Origin of the sequence: Paraburkholderia sp. J10-1 (assembly GCF_905220165.1) — a bacterium.
Classification (GTDB): domain Bacteria; phylum Pseudomonadota; class Gammaproteobacteria; order Burkholderiales; family Burkholderiaceae; genus Paraburkholderia.
In genome coordinates, this window is record NZ_CAJMYW010000001.1 from 1,492,180 (window position 1) to 1,510,634 (window position 18,455).

Here is an 18,455-nt window from a genome sequence, read left to right on the forward strand (position 1 = left end):
TTGACGTGTACGCGGTGTGCGGTGTCGTTACCGGACAGCCGCGATTTGCGAAAGCGCCGTGTTCGACAGGATCTGGCCGTCACTGGTCTGGATGGTGAGCTGTGGCTCCGAGCCCTGAAACGACACGCTTTTCACGGTCCCTGAGACAAGTGAGGTGTCGGTCTTGACGTCGACGTCACGGCCGAGCAGGCCGACAGTCTGGTTCGACGACTGGAGCGCCAGCAGGCTGTCGAGCTTGTCGCTCATCTGCCGAGACTGCTCGAGCGACGTGAACTGGGCGAGTTGCGAGACGAACTCGAAGTTGTCGACTGGCTTGAGTGGATCCTGGTAGGTCAACTGCGTGAGGATGATCTGGAGCAGCGACTGCATGTCGAGTCCGAGCGAGCTCAGGTTGCGATCAACCGTGCTTGCAGCGCCCGTCGAGCCAGTTGCGCCCAACGCACTAATTGCCATGTTGTTCTCCCATGATGGTGATCCGGATCTGTGGTTGGCCTTCGTGTTTGAAGTGCTCGACGCCGTTGACTAAAACGCGTGCCGGGCGAACGCCCTGGCGACGCAGCGTGTCGAGCGCGAGGCGCGAAACGATGTCGCGCTCCTGTTGCGATGGGGCATTGATGCGCATGACGAGCGACAGGCCCGCTTCCCCGCTGAGCAGCGTTGCGCTGCTGGAGGTTTGCGTAGCGGGTGATCCCGCGACACGCGCTGCAGCGTCTGAGCTTATGCACGCGTGCGCGTCGCCAGATTCGATCCCGTGTGCCGGTGTGAACGGCTCCACGTGCGTTGCCATTGCGGGTGCGACGGCAGGCGAGCCATCCACCGGCACCGCGGTCGCACCATCCGCACGCGCATGACTGAGCGTTGCTGTATCGAGGTCATCAACGACCCCTGCGGGTTCCAGGCGATACGACAGGGACTGACGCTGTGCGGCCATCGCTGGTGTTTGGTGCGATGAAGCTGCGGGGGCGAAGTGTGAATGCCACAAGTCCGAGCCGACGCGCGATGCAGGCAAGGCCGAGGCAATGCGCTCAGCCGGCACGCAGGGCAAGTCACCGGCCTTTGCGCCGGGCCACATGTCGCGCTCCATGCCGCACAACGTCTGCTGGAATGAATCCTTTGCGGGCGCGCTGTTGCCACGCGCGGCGTTTCCGGCAGCGATGTGCGTCTGCGGCAGATTCACCTTCATGCAGCCTCCCACTTCAACAGGAAACGCAGTTCTGCGGCTTCTGCTGATCGCGCCTCGTCTGAGCGGGACACAGCGGCGACTGCATCTGCTACCAGGCCGTCGGCTACGTCCCGTAGCTGCATGGCTGCTGCATGGCTCTCTTGCTGGCGACGCAGACGCGTTTGCGCATCCGTGACGCGCGTCCGGGCACGTGCCTGTTGTGCTGCGATATCCGCCAATTGCGCACGCGCGCTTTCCAGCAGGGCAATCGAAAGGGGGGCGCCCGCCCGGAGTGTGCCGTGCATCGAGGCAGCTTCGTGGCGGTATTGCGCGGCGATGTGGGCTTCGGCGGCGTTTGCCTTTGCCAGCTCCTGTGACAGTCGATGCGTTCCGAGGTGTTCACGCTCGACCTGCAGGGCTCGAATCCGCGCGACCTCGTGGGCCTGACGAAGATGGTCATGCCGGTTCATGAGTGGGATTCCAGCAGTCTTGCGAGTTGTCCAAGTGCGTCCTGCCGCAGTGCCGCTTCGTCCGATGCCTGCTGCAGGAAGCGCAACAGGGCGGGGCGCAGCGCGATTGCGCGATCCAGCGCCGGCTGTGCGCCCGGCACGTAGAGCCCGGACTCAATGAGCGTTCTCGACGTGTCGTAAAGGGATAGCTGGGCAACCGCGTCTGCGGCAAGCTTTCGCGCGTCGGGGCGGGCCACATTCTGGAGTACGCGGCTCACGCTGCGGGGTACGTCGATCGCAGGAAAATGTCCCTGTTCAGCCAGTGTCCGTGACAGGACGAAATGGCCGTCGAGGAGCGCTCGCATGGTTTCTGCCATCGGATCGTCGATTTCGTCGGTTTCGGTCAGGACGGTCATGATCGCTGTGATCGAACCACCGTTGCGTAACGATCCGCGGCGCTCGACGACCTTGGGCAGGGCAGAAAAGACACTGGGCGTATAAGCGCGCAGGGTGGGAGGCTCACCCGCGGCAAGCCCAATTTCGCGCAGCGCCAGCGCATACCGTGTCACGGAATCCAGCAGTAGCAGCACGCGCGCACCACGTGATCGAAAATACTCCGACACCGCGAGCGCATACAGCACGCTGCGCGCGCGCAGGATCGCGGGCTGATCCGAAGTGGCCACGACCATCGTCGAGCGGGCACGGGCCCTATCTGAAAGCGCTCCGGACCAGAACTCCCCGGCTTCGCGACCCCGCTCGCCAACCAGGCACAGTACGCAGACCTCCGCCTCGATGTGGCGCGCGAGCGTGCTGAGCAATGACGTCTTGCCTACGCCGCTGCCAGCGAAGATTCCCACCCGTTGTCCGACACCGAGCGTGAGCAGCGTATCCAGCGCGCGCACGCCCGTTTCGAGCGGTTCGGTGGGCGAAACGCGTTCAAGCGGCGATGTTCGCACACCCGATAGCGGCCAACGTTCACCTGTCTGAATGAGCGGCGAGCCCCCGTCGACAGGGCGACCCAGCGGGTCGAACGCACGGCCAAGCATGTCATCGCTAACGGGAATATCGGACCCGGTCCGGCCCGCGCAAACCCGGTCGCCTGGCGCGATCGCTGAGACGTCGCCAAACGGAGCGAGTGTGACGGCATCCTTCGAGACCTGGACGACCTCGCCGAGCAGGGCGGGCACCGAGACACCGATTTCGCAGATTGTGCCCGGTGGCACGCGCGGGCCATCGGCCTCGACGAACGTCGGCATTACGCGGGTCACGGCGCCGGTACGCATGAGAACCTCGGCGTTGCGTACGGCGTTCACGAGTCGATGGGGTGTGGTGCTTGCGCTCAGACTCATGAACGGCATGCCTCCAGCGTGGTGCGGATGCGCTTGAGCTGACTCGGCGGGCTGGCGTCGATTTCGCAGGAATGTAGCCGGATGGTGCACTCGCCGTGGCTCAGGTCCGGATTGCGGATGATCTTCACAGCGGGGGCAAGCTCGGGAGTATCGAAAGCCCTGGCAAGCGAATCGTCCGACGGGAAATCCTGTGGCGATACGTCGATGCCAATGATCGTCTCGCCCGTCATCTGGCGGACATGGTGGGCGATCGTTTTCGAGACGCGTATCGCGTCGTCGCTGGCGTTGCCGAAGATGCGTTCGAGACTGGCGAGGGCAAGATCGATTGCCAGAGTCTCCAGCAGGCCCATCTGCTCGCGGAATGCGTCGACGGCGTGGGTGACTCCTTCGCGCAGCGCCGCATCGTGTGTTGCCTGCGCTTCGCGCGCAGCAGCCTCACTCGTTGCGATGCCTTCGGCCATGCCACGTTCATGAGCGGCCTCTTCACGTGCTTTCGCTTCTCGCTCAAACTCGATCAGCGCCGCCTTCGCGTTCTCAAGCCTCGCTTCGAGCGCCTGTCGCTCTTCCAGCGCACGGTGCAGGAGAACGTCGTCGCGCGTCAGTGCCTGATCATGCGCGTCAGGCATCACAGGTTGATCTGACCATTCGGGTAACGCCTGAGCCCGCGAGGATGCATGCGGGCCAATTGCTACGGCGGAACGGGTATCGACCTGCACGCGCGGTGCCTTGATTACATTCACCATCTGGAACCTCCCAGCCAGTCGCGCAGCGCGCGCAGTGCGCGTTGGGGAAAACGCGAGCGGATGCGCCTGGGGGGCGTGCGCTCCGATCTGGCCGGTTTTCAACGGAATACTCGAGGCAGGCCTTCAGCCATGCCGCGTTCGCGCGGTGCGTGACATCACCTGACTGCGTCTGGCGTCGTACGAGGTTGCGCCGACATTCTGAGAGAGCGTCGAGCACGAGGGATTGGAGTGTGGTGTCGACTGCATTGAAAAGGCGGGTGGCGAGGTCGTCAGGCAGCGTCTCGATCGCGGCTGCCACCTTCGACGCTTCTCCCCGCATGCTGGCCCGGTCATGCACCTCGTCCGGCGTTTCGGTCGTGAGCATGTCGAGAAATGGCGGGGGTGTGCCGTCGTCTTGCGATGTCTGTAGCAGGAGCGGGCGAAGGCGCGAGCGTTCGGCAGGCGACAGGGCCTGCCATACGAGTTCGAGATCTTCCACGGGGCACGCCAGGATTCCTGCGAGTGCGCTTTGCACCTCGAGGTGCATATCGCGGCGCGTTTTCAACTCATTCATGGACGCGGTTCTCTCCAGCGACGAGTGCGCGCAGCTTCGCTGCGATCTCTTCGCGTTGCGCTGCACTCAGGCGTGTTTGATGCGCGTGCGCACCCGACATCGGGCGGCGCCGTACCAGCAGCACGAATGCGCCGATGAGAATCATCGCCACGACCAGCAACGGCCAGGCCTGCCGAGTGAGAAGGGACGACTGCACAGCGGGTGCCGCGGGGGCGCTTGCCGCCGTCGGACCCGATGCTTGCGCATCAGCAATTCGGGAGGCGTTCGCAACGTTTTCTGTGTCCGGTGAGGTGCCTGATCCAGGCATGGCTTCGACGGGTTCGTCATTGCACGTAAGAGCAGAGGGGGTGCGTACCGCAGTGGTAATGGCATCGCCACGGGACGGATTCAGTCCAATAGACGCAGAAACGAGCGCCGTCACGCGTGTGAGCGCGTCGGCATCGAGCGGCTTGTCAAATACGATGCCGACGCTGAGCCGCTGGATTGCACCAGTAGCCCTGACAATCTGGTCCACCTGATGCTCGGTACGCGTACCATCCGGCACGCGTACCGGGGTCTGGTCAACGGGAGGCAAGGGGGGCTGGCCCGCCTCCGGCATCGATTGCCGGCGAGGCAGGCCCACGGAGACCATGGCGACGCTCCCCGAAGCCGCATCGGCGGCGAGAGTACGTGTAACGCTCTGCTCGTGCGTCGAGCGGACCTGATTTGACCAAGGACCGCCGCCGGCAACAGCCTGTCCGTAAGCCGTCTCTCCGGTAATCCGTGAAGAACCAAAAAAAACGCCGCCTGGAAAGGCGGCGAAAAAGTCGGAGAGTTACATAGATATCAAAGACTCTGGGTCAAGCATCAACCCGGGGAGCGATAGTAGCTGCCGCTGCGCACGCCGATTGTCAAGGAACGTCAGGCGCGCTGTTCAATTTTTATTTTCATGATGCAAGTCAATGTCGCTGATCCCATTCCCCGACGTACCGCCTGTAGCGGGCGTGCCGGACCTGAACCGGCTGCCGCTCACGGTGGGCGTGCTCACGGGTGCGACCCAGGCGCTGCAGGGGCTCGATTACTTCGGATTCCTGCCGTGCGACTCGCCGCAGTGGATTCTCGCCGACGACGAGGGCAACGCGATCGTGACGCCCGATTCGGTGGTCGATCTCGGCTATCGCGGCGAGGACCGCATCGCGTCGTACCCGGTCGAGCAGGGTTCGTTCGCCTCGTACAACAAGGTCGCGCAGCCGCAGGAACTGACGCTGCGCCTGTCGTGCGGCGGGCGCAATATGGGCCGCGACACCTTTCTCGCAGAACTCGGGTTCCTGCGCACCTCGCTCACGCTCGTGAACATCGTCACGCCCGAGATCACGTACCGGGGCTACAACGTCGACCGGGTCGATTACATCCGCAAGAGTTCGACGGGGCTGTCGCTGATCACCGCGGAGGTTCACTTCGGCGAGATCCGCACGAGCGCACAGGCGTCGTATTCGAACACGGCGCAGCCCTCTGGCAACGACCCGCAGAGCCAGGGGTGGGTCTGCACCGCCGCAGATCTGCCCGCGCCGGCCAACCAGTTCACGCCGCTGCAGCAGGCGTCGGCCAGCGTACAGGCGATGTTCGCGAATGCGCAGCAGTCCGTGCAGCAGATCGAATCGACCCTCACGACGCAGCTCACGCAGGGCTTCTCGGGCGTGGCGGCGTCGCTCGAAACGGCCCTGTCGGGCGTGTTTGCCTGAATAAGCGGCGAGTGGCATGCTCACGATCCCGCTGGCGGCGACGCCCTCGCAGCTCCTGTCGGTGGCGCTTGCGCAGCAGAACTGCGGGCTGGCCCTCTACCAGAAGCGCACCGGCCTGTACCTGGACCTGTACGTCGCGGGCAACCTCATCATGGCGGGCGTGCTGTGCCGCGCCAGCGTGTACCTCGTGCGTCAGGCCTATCTCGACTTTGTTGGGGACCTCGCGTTCATCGATACCGCTGGCAGCGACGATCCGCAGTACACCGGGCTCGGCTCGCGCTGGTTGCTGCTGTATGTCGGGGCGAACCTCGCAACGGGTTCATGAGGCGGCACCATGCCGTTCGCGCAGCGGCGCATCGACGTGACCTTCGCGCTGGCGAAGACCACGTTTCCCGATGGCTCGCAGATCCTCGATCTCGAGGGCCATCGCGTGCAGGTCAGCCTGGCGAACAACGGCGGGGGACTCGCGCTGCCCACGCTGTCGCTGCGCATCTACGGCATGAAGCTGGCGGACATGGGGGTGCTGGCGACGCGGGGCCTCACGGGCCTGGCCGTCAACGGCGACCAGGTGAGCATTGCCGCGGGCAATGAAGGCGGATTGCTCAACACCATCTTTGTGGGCACGATCTACTCGGCGGTGACTGACTTCAGCGGCAGTCCCGAGGTGTCGTTCGTGGTGAACGCGTCGAGCGGCTTCCTGCAGCGCATTCAGGCCGCGCCTCCCAACACGTACCCAGGGCCACAGGATGTGGCGAGCATCATCGGCGGCCTGGCGAAGCAGGCGGGCTTTGCGTTCCAGAACCACGGCGTGAGCGCAAAAATCTCTGGTCAGTACCTCGCCGGCACGCTGATGGACCAGATCGAGCGCGTGGCCGGGGCCACGCAGACGCTCGTGCTGCTCGACCAGGGCGTACTGCATTGCTGGCCCAACGGCGGTGCACCGGATTTTCCGCCCGTCAAGCTCTCGGCGCAGACGGGCATGCGCGGCTACCCGACGTTTACGCCGACCGGCATCGAGGTGAGCTGCGAGTGGAATGCGGCGATCCTGTTTGGCGCGACGGCGAACGTGCAGTCGGTGGTGCCGATGGCCTCGGGCACCTGGCAGGTGATGCGTTCGAGCCACGAACTCTCGACGCTCACGCCGGATGGGCCGTGGTTCAGCACGCTCAACCTGTCGCCTCCAGGGTATCTCAGTGTCGGCCCAAACTAGCGCTTCGCCCGCGAACGCGAACGCGACAGCGAATGCTCCGGCGGCCATCACGAGCATCCGCCCGTGGTCGCTGGCGGGCGAGTACGAGCGGCAGCGCACGGTGGTCGAGCAACTGCTCGCGCGCGTGCGCACCGCGTATCTCGCAAGGGTCGTTGCAGCCCGACAGAACGGCGCAATTGAAGGCGCGGGTACGGTGGACGTGCAGCCGCTGGCGGGCCAGCTCGACGGCGCGGGCAATGTGATCGCGCACGGTGTGATCTACGGCATTCCGTACCTGCGCCTGGCGGGTGGCGCGAACGCGGTGATCCTCGACCCGCAGGCGGGCGACATCGGGCTGGTCGCGGTGTGTGACCGGGATCACTCGTCGGTGATCGCGAACGCGGGTGCGGCGGCGCCGGGGAGCCTGCGCCGCCATGATATGTCGGACTCGGTGTATGTGACGACAGTGCTGGGCGCGACTCCGCAGCAGTACGTGGCGTTCACGCCGGATGGCATCGATATCGTGTCACCGTCGCAGATTCGCCTGGCCGCGCCGGTCATAGTATTGCAGGCACAAAACGCAATCGGCCTGACGGCGGGCACGCAGATTACCGACTCCGCGCCCGGGATCGAACTCGATGGCGCAATCACGCAGGGCGAAGGGCCGCAGGGTGGAGCGGCGAAGATGGCGGGGCCGCTGACCGTACAGCAGGACGTCACAGCGGCGGGCACCAGCGTGCATGGCCACGATCACCACGACTCGTGTGGCGGCACGACGAGTGCGCCGCTCTGATTTCAATCAATCTGTCAGGTGGTCTGATTGAAAGCTCCAGTTCAGCGAATTACTTCCCGATGAAGATCGGAACAAATGGCACCGCCGCGACGGGGGGGGACGATCATACCTTTTGAGGTCGCGACCGGGATACCCGCTGCCGCTACCACATCGAACACCTTCGAGGTAGCGTCGGCATCAAAGATTCCACCGTCATCGATAATGACCGAGAAGGCTACTACACGCTTTTTCTCGATCATCTGAACTTGCCTGTGGCGGAACTGACTGGCAAGTGCCACCTGCTCGACGTTTTTAAAGTTCACAGTTGTAAGGCGTTCATACCTGGTATCGTTGGCGTTCCACTTCAGGACATGGAGAGCATCGCGCGTGAGTGCGAAGATGCAGAAATCCTGGGGTGCCATTTTGGCATCTGGTGTCGATGCGATGTTCAACGTACAGCGTCCGTGCTGAATGACCTTTTCAGCAATGGACGGATCGTCGTGGGTCACACTGTCAACGAACGTTGGCCGGTCATAATAAATGGTGGCCTTGTCATACGTTGGGCCATTTGCACAGCTGGATAGAATTGCTATAGCAATCAGGGCAAATACTGCTCGAAGTACGAAATTCATGATGGTGATTATGCATCGCTCGAGTCAAATCAGGGACCGCCATTATGGCGTTCGGTCCGCTGGCGCTAGATGATGTTGGCGTTTTCGCTTGATATCAAGAAGTGTCAAATAAATCCAGGCGTTTGATACGGATGGCAACAAGCCAGTTGATTCCCGCTTGGATCGTTCCATTCTGTACGCTGGCGATGAAAACCCTCCTGCTCGACCGCACGGCGTGGGACTTGGTGCTCGGGGCCGACGGAAACATCGCCTGCGCCACGGACCCGTACCAGGTCGCGCAGGATGTGGCGAGTGCGATCCGCACGTTTCGTGGAGAGTGCTGGTTCGACACGACGCTCGGGATTCCATACTGGCAGGCCGTGCTGGGGCAGTTGCCCCCAGCCTCGTTCATCCGCTCCGAACTCGTCAACGCGGCGCTCACGGTCCCCAACGTGGCCTCGGCCACCGTCACGCAGCTCGTGCTCAACGGGCGGCAGCTTGCTGGTGAGATCGACGTCACCGATACCAGCGGTAGCACCCAAACCGTGACCTTCTAGCCCGCAATCGAATTACCGTTCTTCGCGCACGATGTAACGCTCGCGCGTCCATGCAGACCAACGTTCCTGCGATCCAGTTCACGGATCAGGGACCGGTCGTGCCCGCCGAATCCGCAATCCTCGCGGGCCTGCAGGCCGATATCAACGCCGCGTTCGGCGGCGGCGTCAATCCGCAACTCAGTTCGCCGCAGGGGCAGCTCGCGCAGTCGCTCACCGCGATCATCGGCGACAAGAACGGCGACATCCTCGAGGTGTCGAACCAGGTTGACCCGGACGTGGCGTCGGGCCGCTGGCAGGACGCTATCGCACGCATCTATTTCCTGAACCGCATTGCGGCTTCGGGCACCGTCGTGACCGCGACGTGCATCGGCCTCGTTGGTGCGGTGATCCCAGCCGGGTCCGTTGCGCAGGACGTGAACGGCTACCTGTATTCGTCGCTCGCTGCCGCGACGGTTCCCGCCTCCGGCTCGGTCGACGTGCCGTTCCAGTGCCAGACGATGGGTCCGGTCGCCTGTCCGATCGGCGCGCTGGCGACCATCTATACCGCTGCGCAGGGCTGGGACCGTGTCACCAACGCGACCGCCGGCACCCCCGGGCAGCTCGCCGAGAGCCGTGCCGCCTTCGAGGCGCGGCGGCGGCTGTCGGTGGCCATCAACTCGGTCAACGGTGTGCAGTCGGTCTATGGCGCGGTGCTCAACGTACCGAACGTGCTGGATGCGTTCGTGATCGACAATCCGACCAGCGCGGTCGTGAACTACGGTGCGACGCAGTATCCGTTGCTCGCGCATTCGCTGTTCGTGTCGGCGCTCGGCGGCGATCCTGCCGCGATTGCCACCGCCATCTGGAGCAAGAAGGCCCCAGGCTGCGACTACAACGGCGACACGACCTATACCGTCTACGACACGAGCTACGACCCGCCGCAGCCGCAGTACACCATCAAGTGGGTGACGCCCGCGCCCGTGCAGTGCTTCTTTGCCGTCACGATCCAGGCGAATGACCAGCTCCCCGCCGACATCACGCAACGGATCCAGCAGGCCATTGTCGCGGCGTTCAACGGCGAGGACGGCGGCATTGCGGCGCGCATCGGCTCGACCACCTATGCAGGACGCTACTACGCGGGCGTCGCCGCCACGGACCCGAACGTGAACATTTTCTCGATCGCGCTCGGCACCGACCCGATGAGCGTCACACAAACCTCGCTTGCGTTCGGCATCGACCAGTACCCGACGCTCGACCCGTCGAATGTCTCCGTGCTGCAGGTCACCCCTTCGTGAGCAGGACGAAATGAGCGCGCAATGAAGGACTGGACCGCCACGCTGCTCGCACAGTACGCGAACAGCCCGACGCTCACCGCGCTGATCGACTGCCTGAACCAGGACCTCGATCCGCACGCGGACCTCGATGCCTTCTACGACACGATCTGGAACGTCGCAACCGCCATCGGCTACGGCCTCGACGTGTGGGGCAGGATCGTCAACGTGAAGCGGGGCGTCGCCGCGGCGCTGCCTCCGGCCGAGTTCGGCTTCGCTGAAGCCTTCGATCCGGCCAACCCGACCGAAGGCGTCCAGCCGTTCAACTGCGGCGTGTTCAACGATGGATCGCCGCCCGTCATCCGCAACGTCGAACTCGACGACGGCACGTATCGCACGCTCGTGATGACGAAGGCGATGGCCAACATCACCGACTGCGCCAGCAGTTCGCTGAACCGGCTGCTCGGCTATCTTTTCGCGGGGCGGGGGCGCTGCTACGTGCTCGATACGGGAGCAATGACGATGCAGTACGTCTTCGAGTTCGATCTCATGATCCTCGAGGTCGCGTTTCTCACGCAGTCGGGCGTGCTGCCCAGGCCCACGGGCGTGCTGTGCAATCTCGTCGTCGCATCGGACGAGGTGTTCGGGTTCTCCAACCCGGCGGAAGATTTCCAGCCCTTCAATCAGGGCGTTTTCTCAAGCGGGGTACTCAATGCAGTCTAACCAGGCCCCGACCTTCGTGCCGCTGCCGTTCGCTGCGAACGGCCTGCGCAATGTCATCCCCGAAGCCTCGCAGGCCGGCATCACGCCCGGCGCGGCGTCGTTCAATGACGGCTTTCCGCCGTCAACGATGCAGCCCAAAACCCAGGGCGGTGTGCCGCCGGACGGCAAGGATTTCAACGGCATCCTGTACGCGGTGACGCAGACGGTGCGCTGGGTGCAGGCTGGCGGCCAGTTCCTCTTCAGCGCGGCGTTCGCGACCGACGCGAACGTCGGCGGATATCCGAAGGGCGCAGTACTCGTACGCGCCGACTACGGCGGCTTCTGGTTCAACGAGGCGGACAACAACACGACGAACCCGGACGCCACGGACGGCAGCGCGCGCAACTGGCTCTCGCTGAATGCGGACTGGAACGCGGCGGGCGGCCCCGCGCAGATTCTCCACCGGCCCACGCTGGCGACGGTCGCCACCAGCGGCAGCTACAACGACCTCACGAACAAGCCGGCGGTGCCTCCCGCGCAGGTCAACAGCGACTGGAATGCCGCGAGCGGCGTGGCGGCGATCCTCAACAAGCCTTTCATTCCCCCAGCGCAGGTCAACTCCGACTGGAATGCCTCGTCCGGTGTCGCCGCCATCCTGAACAAGCCCGACGTGCAGGGGCTGCTGGGCTTTACGCCCGTGCAGCAGGGCGGCGGCTCGGGGATGGGGACCAACAAGGTCTATATCGGGTGGAGCGGGTCCGAGCTTCTCGCCCAGGTGGATGGCTCGCCGCAGGGCTACCTCTGGACGTCCGTCAACGCGCCCTCCGGCATCGGCCAGAACGGGTGGCAGCGGTTTCCGAGCGGTCTGTACCTTCAGTGGGGGATGACTCCCTCGATAGCGACCGACGGGACACCGACCTTCAATTTCCCGATCGCCTTTCCCAACGCCGCCTTCGGTATCGTCGCGATACAGCAGGCAAAAGGCACGACATCAGGCGCGGCGTATTCGCTTGGTGCGCAGGTGACGAATTCGTCCAGCTTTTCGGTTTCTCCAGACCAGGGCGGTCCCACGGGTAGTTGTCCGATCTTCTGGATCGCGCTTGGGGTTTGAGCGCCGCGCTTTTACCGGAGGGGATATGTCCAGTGGGAACTATGTCTGGAGTGCGAAGAACAACGCGTTCTATCCCGCAGCCTTCAGGTCCGACTACGTCACCGCGCAAAGCTGGCCCGAGGATGGCGTGCCGGTCGACGACCGGGTATTCGACAGGTACGGGCGCAGCCAGGCGCCGCCTGGCAAGACACGCGGCGTCGATGCGCGCGGCATGCCCGCATGGGTCAAGGACGTGACGCCGGCGACGCCCGGCGCGCGGCACGCCTCGGCCATCGCGCGGGGGCTCGTGGTGACGTGCGCGGCCACGCCCGCACTCAACGGCAGATACAGCGTCGGTGATGTGGACATGACGAACATCGTCCACGAAGCGCAGTTCATCGCGCTCTACCAGGAGTTCGCGAGCGGTGAGCCGACGCTCGCCTGGGCGGACGCTGGCGGACAACTCCACACCTTTCCTGACACGGCGACCTTTCTCGCATTCGCGAAGGCGGCAGCGAAATACGTGAGTGCCTGCCGGCAGGCGCTCATGGCCCTGCAGGCAGGCAACTCCGCCGCCTTTCCCTCGAACGCAGTCCGTCTCTGAAGGCGTCAAGCGATGCAGGCAAACCAGACTCCGGCCTTCATGCCCGTTCCGTTCGCGCTCAACGGTCAGCGCAACGACATTCCCGAGGCGTCGCAGATCAGCGTCACGAAGGGCGCGGCGTCGCTCAATGACGGGTTCCCGCCGCTGACGATGACGAGCCCGCTACAGGGCGGCATTCCACCGTTCGGCAAGGACATGAACGGCGTGCTCTATCTGTTCGCGCAAACATTGCGATGGGTACAGGCAGGCGGTTCATTCGTCTACGACGCAGCGTTCGCGAATGATCCGGCGGTCGGCGGCTATCCCAAGGGGGCGGTACTGCTCAACGCTGCGCTCTCGGGCTTCTGGATCAATACCGTCGACAACAATGCCACGGACCCCGACGCAACGGACGCGAATGATCCCAACGCGGCGCAGGGGTGGCTCCCCCTGAATGCGGACTGGAACGCGACAGGCGGCGCGGGCCAGATCCTCAACAAGCCGAACCTCGCGAAGGTCGCGACAAGCGGCCAGTACGACGACCTGCAGGGCAAGCCCGACCTCGCGCCTGTCGCGACGAGCGGCAGCTACACTGACCTGATCGATACGCCGACGATCCCGCCTGAGTACGCGCTACCGCCTGCCACGACGACGACGCTCGGCGGGATTATCGCGGGGCCTGGCACCTCGATCGCTGCTGATGGCACGCTCACCGCCAGTGGTCTGGTCAAGACTGTCAACACCAATAGCCCCGATGGCAAGGGCAATGTCTCCGTCTTTGTCAAGAATGCCAAAGGCACGTCTTCGCAGTATGTTGGCCTCGTCGCCTTCCAGGGCGGCTCCGGCGACCCGCTGATCTGCATGATGCAGGGCGCGGGCGTCGGCACGTCTGTATTCTGGAACGGGGAAGCTGTCGAAGTTGACCTGTTACCCGCTTCGAAAGCGTCGCTCGGCGGCATCATCGCGGGGCCGGGAACCACGATTGCCCCCGATGGTACGCTCTGCGCGAGCGGCACGGCGATCGTGAATCTCACATCTGCCGCTGCCGTCGCGCTCGACCTCACGCCGATTGTGCAGGGTGCGCCTGAAATCCTCTTCAACCTCACCGCACAACCCGGCCTGTCTACGATCCTCACGATCGTCAATCCGCCGCCCGCCGGGACGCTCGCGGAGTTCGTGTTCGCCGTGACCAATGCCGCAGGCTCGGGCATGACCTGGCCTTCGAACCTCCGCTGGCCGCAGGGCGTTGCGCCGACGCTGACCGGCGTCGCGGGGAAGATCGATACCTTCGTGATCTATACGCAGGACGGCGGCGTGACGTATGACGGCTTTGTGTCGGGTCAGAATCAATAACATGAGCCGTCTTGCGAAGCGCCTGCTCATGGCAGGCAGCGCGAACTATGCCGGGGTCGTGCTCGCCGATGGCCCCTATGCCTACTGGCGGCTCGATGAAACCTCGGGAACCGTGGCGGCCGACTCAAGCGGCAACCATCGCGACGGCCTCTATGTCGCGCCGGTCCAGCTCGCAGAAACGAAGCTGCTGCCGGCTTCGCCCAGCACGGCCTATGTCGCGCTTTCCGGCAGCGGCAGCGGTTATATCGATGTGAGCGCGGCCAGCCAGTTCTGCGCGGGCAACGACTGGAGTTTCGAATGCTGGATTGACGTTTTCAGCTTCGCCCAGTCCGCAGGTAACATGGGCTGCACGATCATGGCGGGCCTGAGCGCGCCGGGTGGCACAACCGGGTGGGCGTTCGGCGGCTCGGCAAGCCCGAGCGGTTCGCTCATGTACTACACGAAAAGCTATTCCAATCTTGGCATTTCCACAAAGCTTCCTGTCGGGCGCACCTATCTGGCCGCCGTCCGTACCGGGGCCAACCGGACGCTGGCCGTTTATCTGAACGGGCAGCTTGCGGGCTCGCAGACCTATGGCCAGGCGCTCGCGCCGGTGATCGAACCAGGCCTGTATATTGGTGAAGCGTCCACCATTGCCGCGATGCTCGACGGCGTCATCGGAGAATTCGCGGTCTATAACTGTGCGCTGACCGACGACCAGATCCTGCGCCACTACAGCGCGGGCATGGGCGGCACGCCCGCGTTCTCCGGCGTGCTCGACAGGCTCACGGCGGCCCCCGTTGCCGCATGGAGTCTGCGGCGGCTTGGCAGTCACTACAGCGGGCCGTGCATCAACGTGCGGCGCGATGCGGATGACGCAAAGCTCGATATCGGCTTTACGCCTGCGGGCGATCCCGACCTTGCCACGTTGCTCGCTTTCGTGGGTTCCGCCAATGGCTGCGTTGCAACATGGTATGACCAGACCGGGAACGCGCTGCACCTTTCGCAATCCATAACAGATCGCCAGCCGCTGATCGTCACCAGTGGCGTGCTGAACACCATGTCTCCCGGTTCGCGACGGCCCGGCATTCTCGCGACCGCATCGGCATGCTCCCTTCAGGAACTGCTCGCCACAGGGAGCAAGCTCAATCTCAGCCAGCCGTTCACGCGCGCGAGCGTGAACGGCATTCCGTCCGGTGCCGCATCCACCAGCTTCTCTATCCTGACGGGCAGCACGAACACCTCCATCATTGCCCTGAATGCCGTGAACCTGAAGTACCAGCTGTACGACTACAGCACGGGGCTCACGTCAACGAAGACCGTGAATGCCGGTAGCGCCAACTGCGTCATGGAGAACTATAACGGCGCGAGCAGCAGCTTGACCGTGAACGGCACGACGACAGGCGGTTCGATCGGAACCGATGGAATCAACATCACCGCCGTCGGCGCATTGACCGGAATGGCGGGCGCGACCGCCACCTTCGGCGAAGTCCTCCAGTTTGGCGCGCTGCTGTCGAGCGCCGACCAGACCACGCTGACGACGAACCAGCAGGCCTGGTGGGGCGCTGCCGCTATCTAGCTCCAGTGGGTGAAATCATGCGTATGCGCTCAATTACGTTTGTCCTTGCCTCGATGCTTGCGGGCTGCACGTTCGTCAGCATCGAAGGCGATCACAATTCGGTCTCCGATACGGGCGGTCATGGCGGTGGCATCATGCTGCCTTAAAACCAGCCGACGCTGACCGACCAGATTCAGCGCCTGCGCGGCGCGCACCCGGGCGGGCAATGAACGGCCTCTGGATTGCCCCGATCCGGCGGTGCGGCAACGTGCAGCCCGCGCCGTCGCTCGCGCTCGATTTCATCAACACCCCCGCGATACCTTCGGGCTTTACGTTCTCACGTGCCTCGACGGCGACGTACTTCACCGCAGGCGGACTGCTTGTGAGCGTCGGCACCGATGTGCCGCGCTTCGATCACGATTTCGCGAGCGGCGCAGCGCTCGGCCTGCAGCTGGAAAGCTCTCGCGCGAACGTGCTAGGTCTCAGCACGGGCATGTACATCGCGACGCGCTGTACGCTCACGCAACACGAGGGCATCGGCGCAGACGGCTCGCTGACAACCACGCTCATCACCGAAGACGCGACACCCGCGAGCACGCACTATGCTTCCGAAGCGTTCCCGGTCAGCGCGAATATGCCGATGACATTCAGCGGGTATTTTCGTGCGGATTCGCGAACGCAAGGGTGCCTGTTCGTCGACTCTGCCGGGTGGTCGTCATCGAACCAGGCGCTCGCCATCTTCGATCTTTCCAGCGCGACCGTTGTCGAGCTATGGAACTGCACGGGCGGCGTTCAGAAGATCAATAACTGTTTGCTGCGCGGGTGGCTCACCGCGACATCGAGCACGACCGTCAGCGGCGCGCGTGCGCTCGCGATGCCCGCGAAAAACGGGCAAAACAGCTACGACGGCGCAGGCGGGACGGTCGAGACGTGGGGCTGGCAGGTCGAGTCGAATACGAACGAGCCGTCCAGCTACATGCCGACAGCGGGCGCGGCCTTCACGCGTGCAGCCGACTATCTTTGGACCTCGCAGCTCGTGTGGCTTAACGCAACGGAGGGCACCGCTGTCATTGATGGCGTGGTAAGCGCCGTCAAGGGCGGCGGCACATTCCTGTTCTCGTTGGATGATGGCATCAATAACGGGATCGGCATCTACAAGGTCAATGGCTCGGGCAACCTGACGGCATACTCGGGCGGCGCGAACAGTACGGGGCTCGGCGTCACGCTCGCTGACGGGCAACGCGCGCGGGCAGCCATCGCGTGGAGTAACGCCGGCGCATCGGCGAGTGCCGCGGCGAACGGCTGCACGGCGGTACCTGTGACGTCTGCGGGTGCCGTCAACGCGAGCGAGTTCTGCATCGGCTCGGCCCGCGGCAGGCAGTTCAGCGGCATGCTGTGGGTGCGCTCCTTCACATACTGGCCGTACCGGATGGCTGATCGCGACCTCGCAGCGCTGACTGCAGTCCCGGCAACGTGAGCGAGGTACGCTGGTCGCAGACAGGTAATGCGCAGTGCATATCGTGTTGTGCAATTGATCCCGCGCAAGCGATGCCCGCTCCTTTTTGGTGGCCGCTGGCACATACTCGCAAACGTCATCGAAGCAGCGGTGATCCAGGCTTGCTTTCATTCCTAGCTTCGTCGCATCGTGGGTGGGCCTGTGTCAAGGACCCGCCATGACGAATGATGATGCCACCAGTGCCCGTACTGGCACTACCCTGGGCGACTACGAACGGCTGCAAAGCCTCTCCGATACGCGTTTGCAGGACATTCGGCGGTTAACGCGCCTCGTGTGTCTGCTCGCACGAGCAGATGCCGGTGACGCGCATCGCGTGAGTATTGCGTCAATCGGACGCATCCTCAGCAGGGCCGAAGCGCGCGCAAGTGAGGACGCGGCGCTCATCATGAACGCCTTGCGACTGGAGAGCCTTCGCGATTGACCCGGTTCATTGCGCGTCACGCTAGTGACGTTGATGGGTGTCTAGTCAAAATTTTTCCGTAGAGAGTCGCGACTTATTTGTTCAGTAGTTCATATCGAAATTTATGAAAACTTGACGATATTTGACACATTTTCGATTGGCATCGAACTCCGATTTCTGATTCAATCGGTATTCTTGTAATACTTGGTAACGGTAAGAGATCGCTACGGGCACCATCAAGAGGAAAAGGCCATTGACGCCGGGCTGCAATATTATCTGGCAGCTGAAAACAATTTCGTATCAGCTTGGGCGTGAGAACCTATTTGGGGGAGTCGGATTCATGTTGTCTAGGAAGCAATGGCTATGGCTGGCAGATCATCATGGCGGGGTTCGGCGTGCCTGCTTCGTTTTCTTAGTAATCTCGTTTTTCGCCTATGTTGCGCTTGTTTACAACGCAATGTGGAAAAAGGGTAAATCGGCATCACACCAGATTGATTATCAAGTATTAATTAACGCGGGTTGCATGAAAAATCCTCTTCAGCGCGATCCGTATTATCTGGGGCCTATTCCATATCGTCACGGAGAAGCGGTCATTCGTTATGGAGATGGAAATCCATTTAAGCTGGAGAATTTTAGATCTGAAGTTTTTGACCTAAACATTTTATCGGATGATCCCGTGTGCTTTGGGGCGTACTTGAAAGCCGAGGCGGCAGACTCTCAAGACTATGTTTTTTATCTTTATGATAAAGCGTCGGGAAGGATTGTTTACAAAATTTCAAAAATTAATGGATTTGCAGATTTAACTCAGTGATTTTCAGGTTTGGTGTCTAATTGAAAAAATAGTGAGGTAAGGAATGGGCGCGAGCGGATATTCGGTAACGTTAAAAATCGAACCAACTGGGATTAGTGGCACTATCG

22 protein-coding genes are annotated in these 18,455 nt (G+C 63.0%); 15 read left to right on the plus strand and 7 right to left on the minus strand.

The annotated features are described in order from the left end of the window. Nucleotides 1–27: 27 nt before the first annotated feature. The 6 genes from U5A65_RS06575 to U5A65_RS06600 all read right to left on the minus strand — a co-directional run bounded on the left by U5A65_RS06575 (nucleotide 28) and on the right by U5A65_RS06600 (nucleotide 4,887). Nucleotides 28–453 carry a flagellar hook assembly protein FlgD gene (locus U5A65_RS06575; RefSeq protein ID WP_321945821.1) on the minus strand — a complete coding sequence of 142 codons (426 nt, stop codon included), beginning with the start codon at nucleotides 451–453 and terminating at the stop codon, nucleotides 28–30. Then, nucleotides 443–1,183 (minus strand): hypothetical protein, encoded by a 741-nt coding sequence (locus U5A65_RS06580; protein ID WP_321945822.1) that lies wholly within the window; start codon nucleotides 1,181–1,183, stop codon nucleotides 443–445. The genes U5A65_RS06575 and U5A65_RS06580 overlap by 11 nt, the downstream gene beginning before the upstream one ends. Beyond that, nucleotides 1,180–1,632, minus strand: coding sequence for a hypothetical protein (locus tag U5A65_RS06585; protein ID WP_321945823.1), 453 nt, complete (start codon nucleotides 1,630–1,632; stop codon nucleotides 1,180–1,182). Before U5A65_RS06585 ends, U5A65_RS06580 begins: the two co-directional genes overlap by 4 nt. Then, the gene (locus tag U5A65_RS06590) at nucleotides 1,629–2,960 is read right to left on the minus strand and encodes a FliI/YscN family ATPase (protein ID WP_321945824.1); all 1,332 of its coding nucleotides are present in this window, start codon (nucleotides 2,958–2,960) and stop codon (nucleotides 1,629–1,631) included. Before U5A65_RS06590 ends, U5A65_RS06585 begins: the two co-directional genes overlap by 4 nt. Further along, the gene (locus U5A65_RS06595) at nucleotides 2,957–3,703 is read right to left on the minus strand and encodes a hypothetical protein (RefSeq protein WP_321945825.1); all 747 of its coding nucleotides are present in this window, start codon (nucleotides 3,701–3,703) and stop codon (nucleotides 2,957–2,959) included. Before U5A65_RS06595 ends, U5A65_RS06590 begins: the two co-directional genes overlap by 4 nt. A 545-nt stretch (nucleotides 3,704–4,248) precedes the next feature. Continuing rightward, a complete protein-coding gene (locus tag U5A65_RS06600) occupies nucleotides 4,249–4,887 on the minus strand; it encodes a flagellar M-ring protein FliF C-terminal domain-containing protein (protein WP_321945826.1) in 639 nt (212 codons plus the stop codon). 310 nt (nucleotides 4,888–5,197) lie between these two features. Between U5A65_RS06600 and U5A65_RS06605 the strand changes: the two genes are divergently transcribed. From U5A65_RS06605 to U5A65_RS06620, 4 genes are read left to right on the plus strand one after another with little or no spacing between them, the layout of a single operon-like run. Next, the gene (locus tag U5A65_RS06605; protein ID WP_321945827.1) at nucleotides 5,198–5,977 is read left to right on the plus strand and encodes a phage baseplate protein; all 780 of its coding nucleotides are present in this window, start codon (nucleotides 5,198–5,200) and stop codon (nucleotides 5,975–5,977) included. A gap of 16 nt (nucleotides 5,978–5,993) precedes the next feature. Further along, entirely contained in the window at nucleotides 5,994–6,302 is a 309-nt protein-coding gene (locus U5A65_RS06610) for a phage baseplate plug family protein (protein WP_321945828.1), read from the plus strand. Between the two features lie 9 nt (nucleotides 6,303–6,311). Continuing rightward, nucleotides 6,312–7,187, plus strand: a complete 876-nt coding sequence (locus U5A65_RS06615) for a baseplate hub protein (RefSeq protein ID WP_321945829.1) — start codon at nucleotides 6,312–6,314, stop codon at nucleotides 7,185–7,187. Beyond that, on the plus strand, nucleotides 7,171–7,959 hold the full coding sequence (locus U5A65_RS06620) for a Gp138 family membrane-puncturing spike protein (RefSeq protein ID WP_321945830.1): 789 nt from the start codon (nucleotides 7,171–7,173) through the stop codon (nucleotides 7,957–7,959). The genes U5A65_RS06615 and U5A65_RS06620 overlap by 17 nt, the downstream gene beginning before the upstream one ends. Nucleotides 7,960–8,000: 41 nt before the next feature. On the opposite strand, the gene U5A65_RS06625 is transcribed toward U5A65_RS06620, so the two are convergent. Then, nucleotides 8,001–8,570: a hypothetical protein gene (locus tag U5A65_RS06625; protein ID WP_321945831.1), complete on the minus strand. Its 570-nt coding sequence runs from the start codon at nucleotides 8,568–8,570 to the stop codon at nucleotides 8,001–8,003. Nucleotides 8,571–8,701: 131 nt separating this feature from the next. Here U5A65_RS06625 and U5A65_RS06630 point away from each other — a divergent pair, with 131 nt between their 5' ends. The 11 genes from U5A65_RS06630 (at nucleotide 8,702) to U5A65_RS06680 (ending at nucleotide 18,348) form a co-directional block, all read left to right on the plus strand. Next, nucleotides 8,702–9,106 (plus strand): hypothetical protein, encoded by a 405-nt coding sequence (locus U5A65_RS06630; RefSeq protein ID WP_321945832.1) that lies wholly within the window; start codon nucleotides 8,702–8,704, stop codon nucleotides 9,104–9,106. A 50-nt stretch (nucleotides 9,107–9,156) separates the two neighbouring features. Then, complete coding sequence (locus U5A65_RS06635) at nucleotides 9,157–10,380, plus strand: baseplate J/gp47 family protein (protein ID WP_321945833.1); 1,224 nt, start codon at nucleotides 9,157–9,159, stop codon at nucleotides 10,378–10,380. A gap of 21 nt (nucleotides 10,381–10,401) precedes the next feature. Then, nucleotides 10,402–11,079: a DUF2612 domain-containing protein gene (locus tag U5A65_RS06640; protein WP_321945834.1), complete on the plus strand. Its 678-nt coding sequence runs from the start codon at nucleotides 10,402–10,404 to the stop codon at nucleotides 11,077–11,079. Further along, a complete protein-coding gene (locus U5A65_RS06645) occupies nucleotides 11,069–12,169 on the plus strand; it encodes a gp53-like domain-containing protein (RefSeq protein WP_321945835.1) in 1,101 nt (366 codons plus the stop codon). Before U5A65_RS06640 ends, U5A65_RS06645 begins: the two co-directional genes overlap by 11 nt. 25 nt (nucleotides 12,170–12,194) lie before the next feature. After that, on the plus strand, nucleotides 12,195–12,752 hold the full coding sequence (locus U5A65_RS06650) for a hypothetical protein (RefSeq protein ID WP_321945836.1): 558 nt from the start codon (nucleotides 12,195–12,197) through the stop codon (nucleotides 12,750–12,752). 12 nt (nucleotides 12,753–12,764) lie between these two features. Further along, entirely contained in the window at nucleotides 12,765–14,084 is a 1,320-nt protein-coding gene (locus U5A65_RS06655) for a hypothetical protein (protein ID WP_321945837.1), read from the plus strand. Nucleotide 14,085: 1 nt separating this feature from the next. After that, nucleotides 14,086–15,642 (plus strand): LamG-like jellyroll fold domain-containing protein, encoded by a 1,557-nt coding sequence (locus U5A65_RS06660; protein ID WP_321945838.1) that lies wholly within the window; start codon nucleotides 14,086–14,088, stop codon nucleotides 15,640–15,642. A gap of 17 nt (nucleotides 15,643–15,659) precedes the next feature. Then, nucleotides 15,660–15,788 (plus strand): hypothetical protein, encoded by a 129-nt coding sequence (locus U5A65_RS06665; RefSeq protein ID WP_321945839.1) that lies wholly within the window; start codon nucleotides 15,660–15,662, stop codon nucleotides 15,786–15,788. A gap of 59 nt (nucleotides 15,789–15,847) precedes the next feature. After that, nucleotides 15,848–17,098 (plus strand): phage head spike fiber domain-containing protein, encoded by a 1,251-nt coding sequence (locus tag U5A65_RS06670; protein ID WP_321945840.1) that lies wholly within the window; start codon nucleotides 15,848–15,850, stop codon nucleotides 17,096–17,098. Nucleotides 17,099–17,294: 196 nt separating this feature from the next. Beyond that, the gene (locus U5A65_RS06675) at nucleotides 17,295–17,558 is read left to right on the plus strand and encodes a hypothetical protein (RefSeq protein ID WP_321945841.1); all 264 of its coding nucleotides are present in this window, start codon (nucleotides 17,295–17,297) and stop codon (nucleotides 17,556–17,558) included. Between the two features lie 319 nt (nucleotides 17,559–17,877). Continuing rightward, a complete protein-coding gene (locus U5A65_RS06680; RefSeq protein ID WP_321945842.1) occupies nucleotides 17,878–18,348 on the plus strand; it encodes a hypothetical protein in 471 nt (156 codons plus the stop codon). Nucleotides 18,349–18,455: the final 107 nt, after the last annotated feature.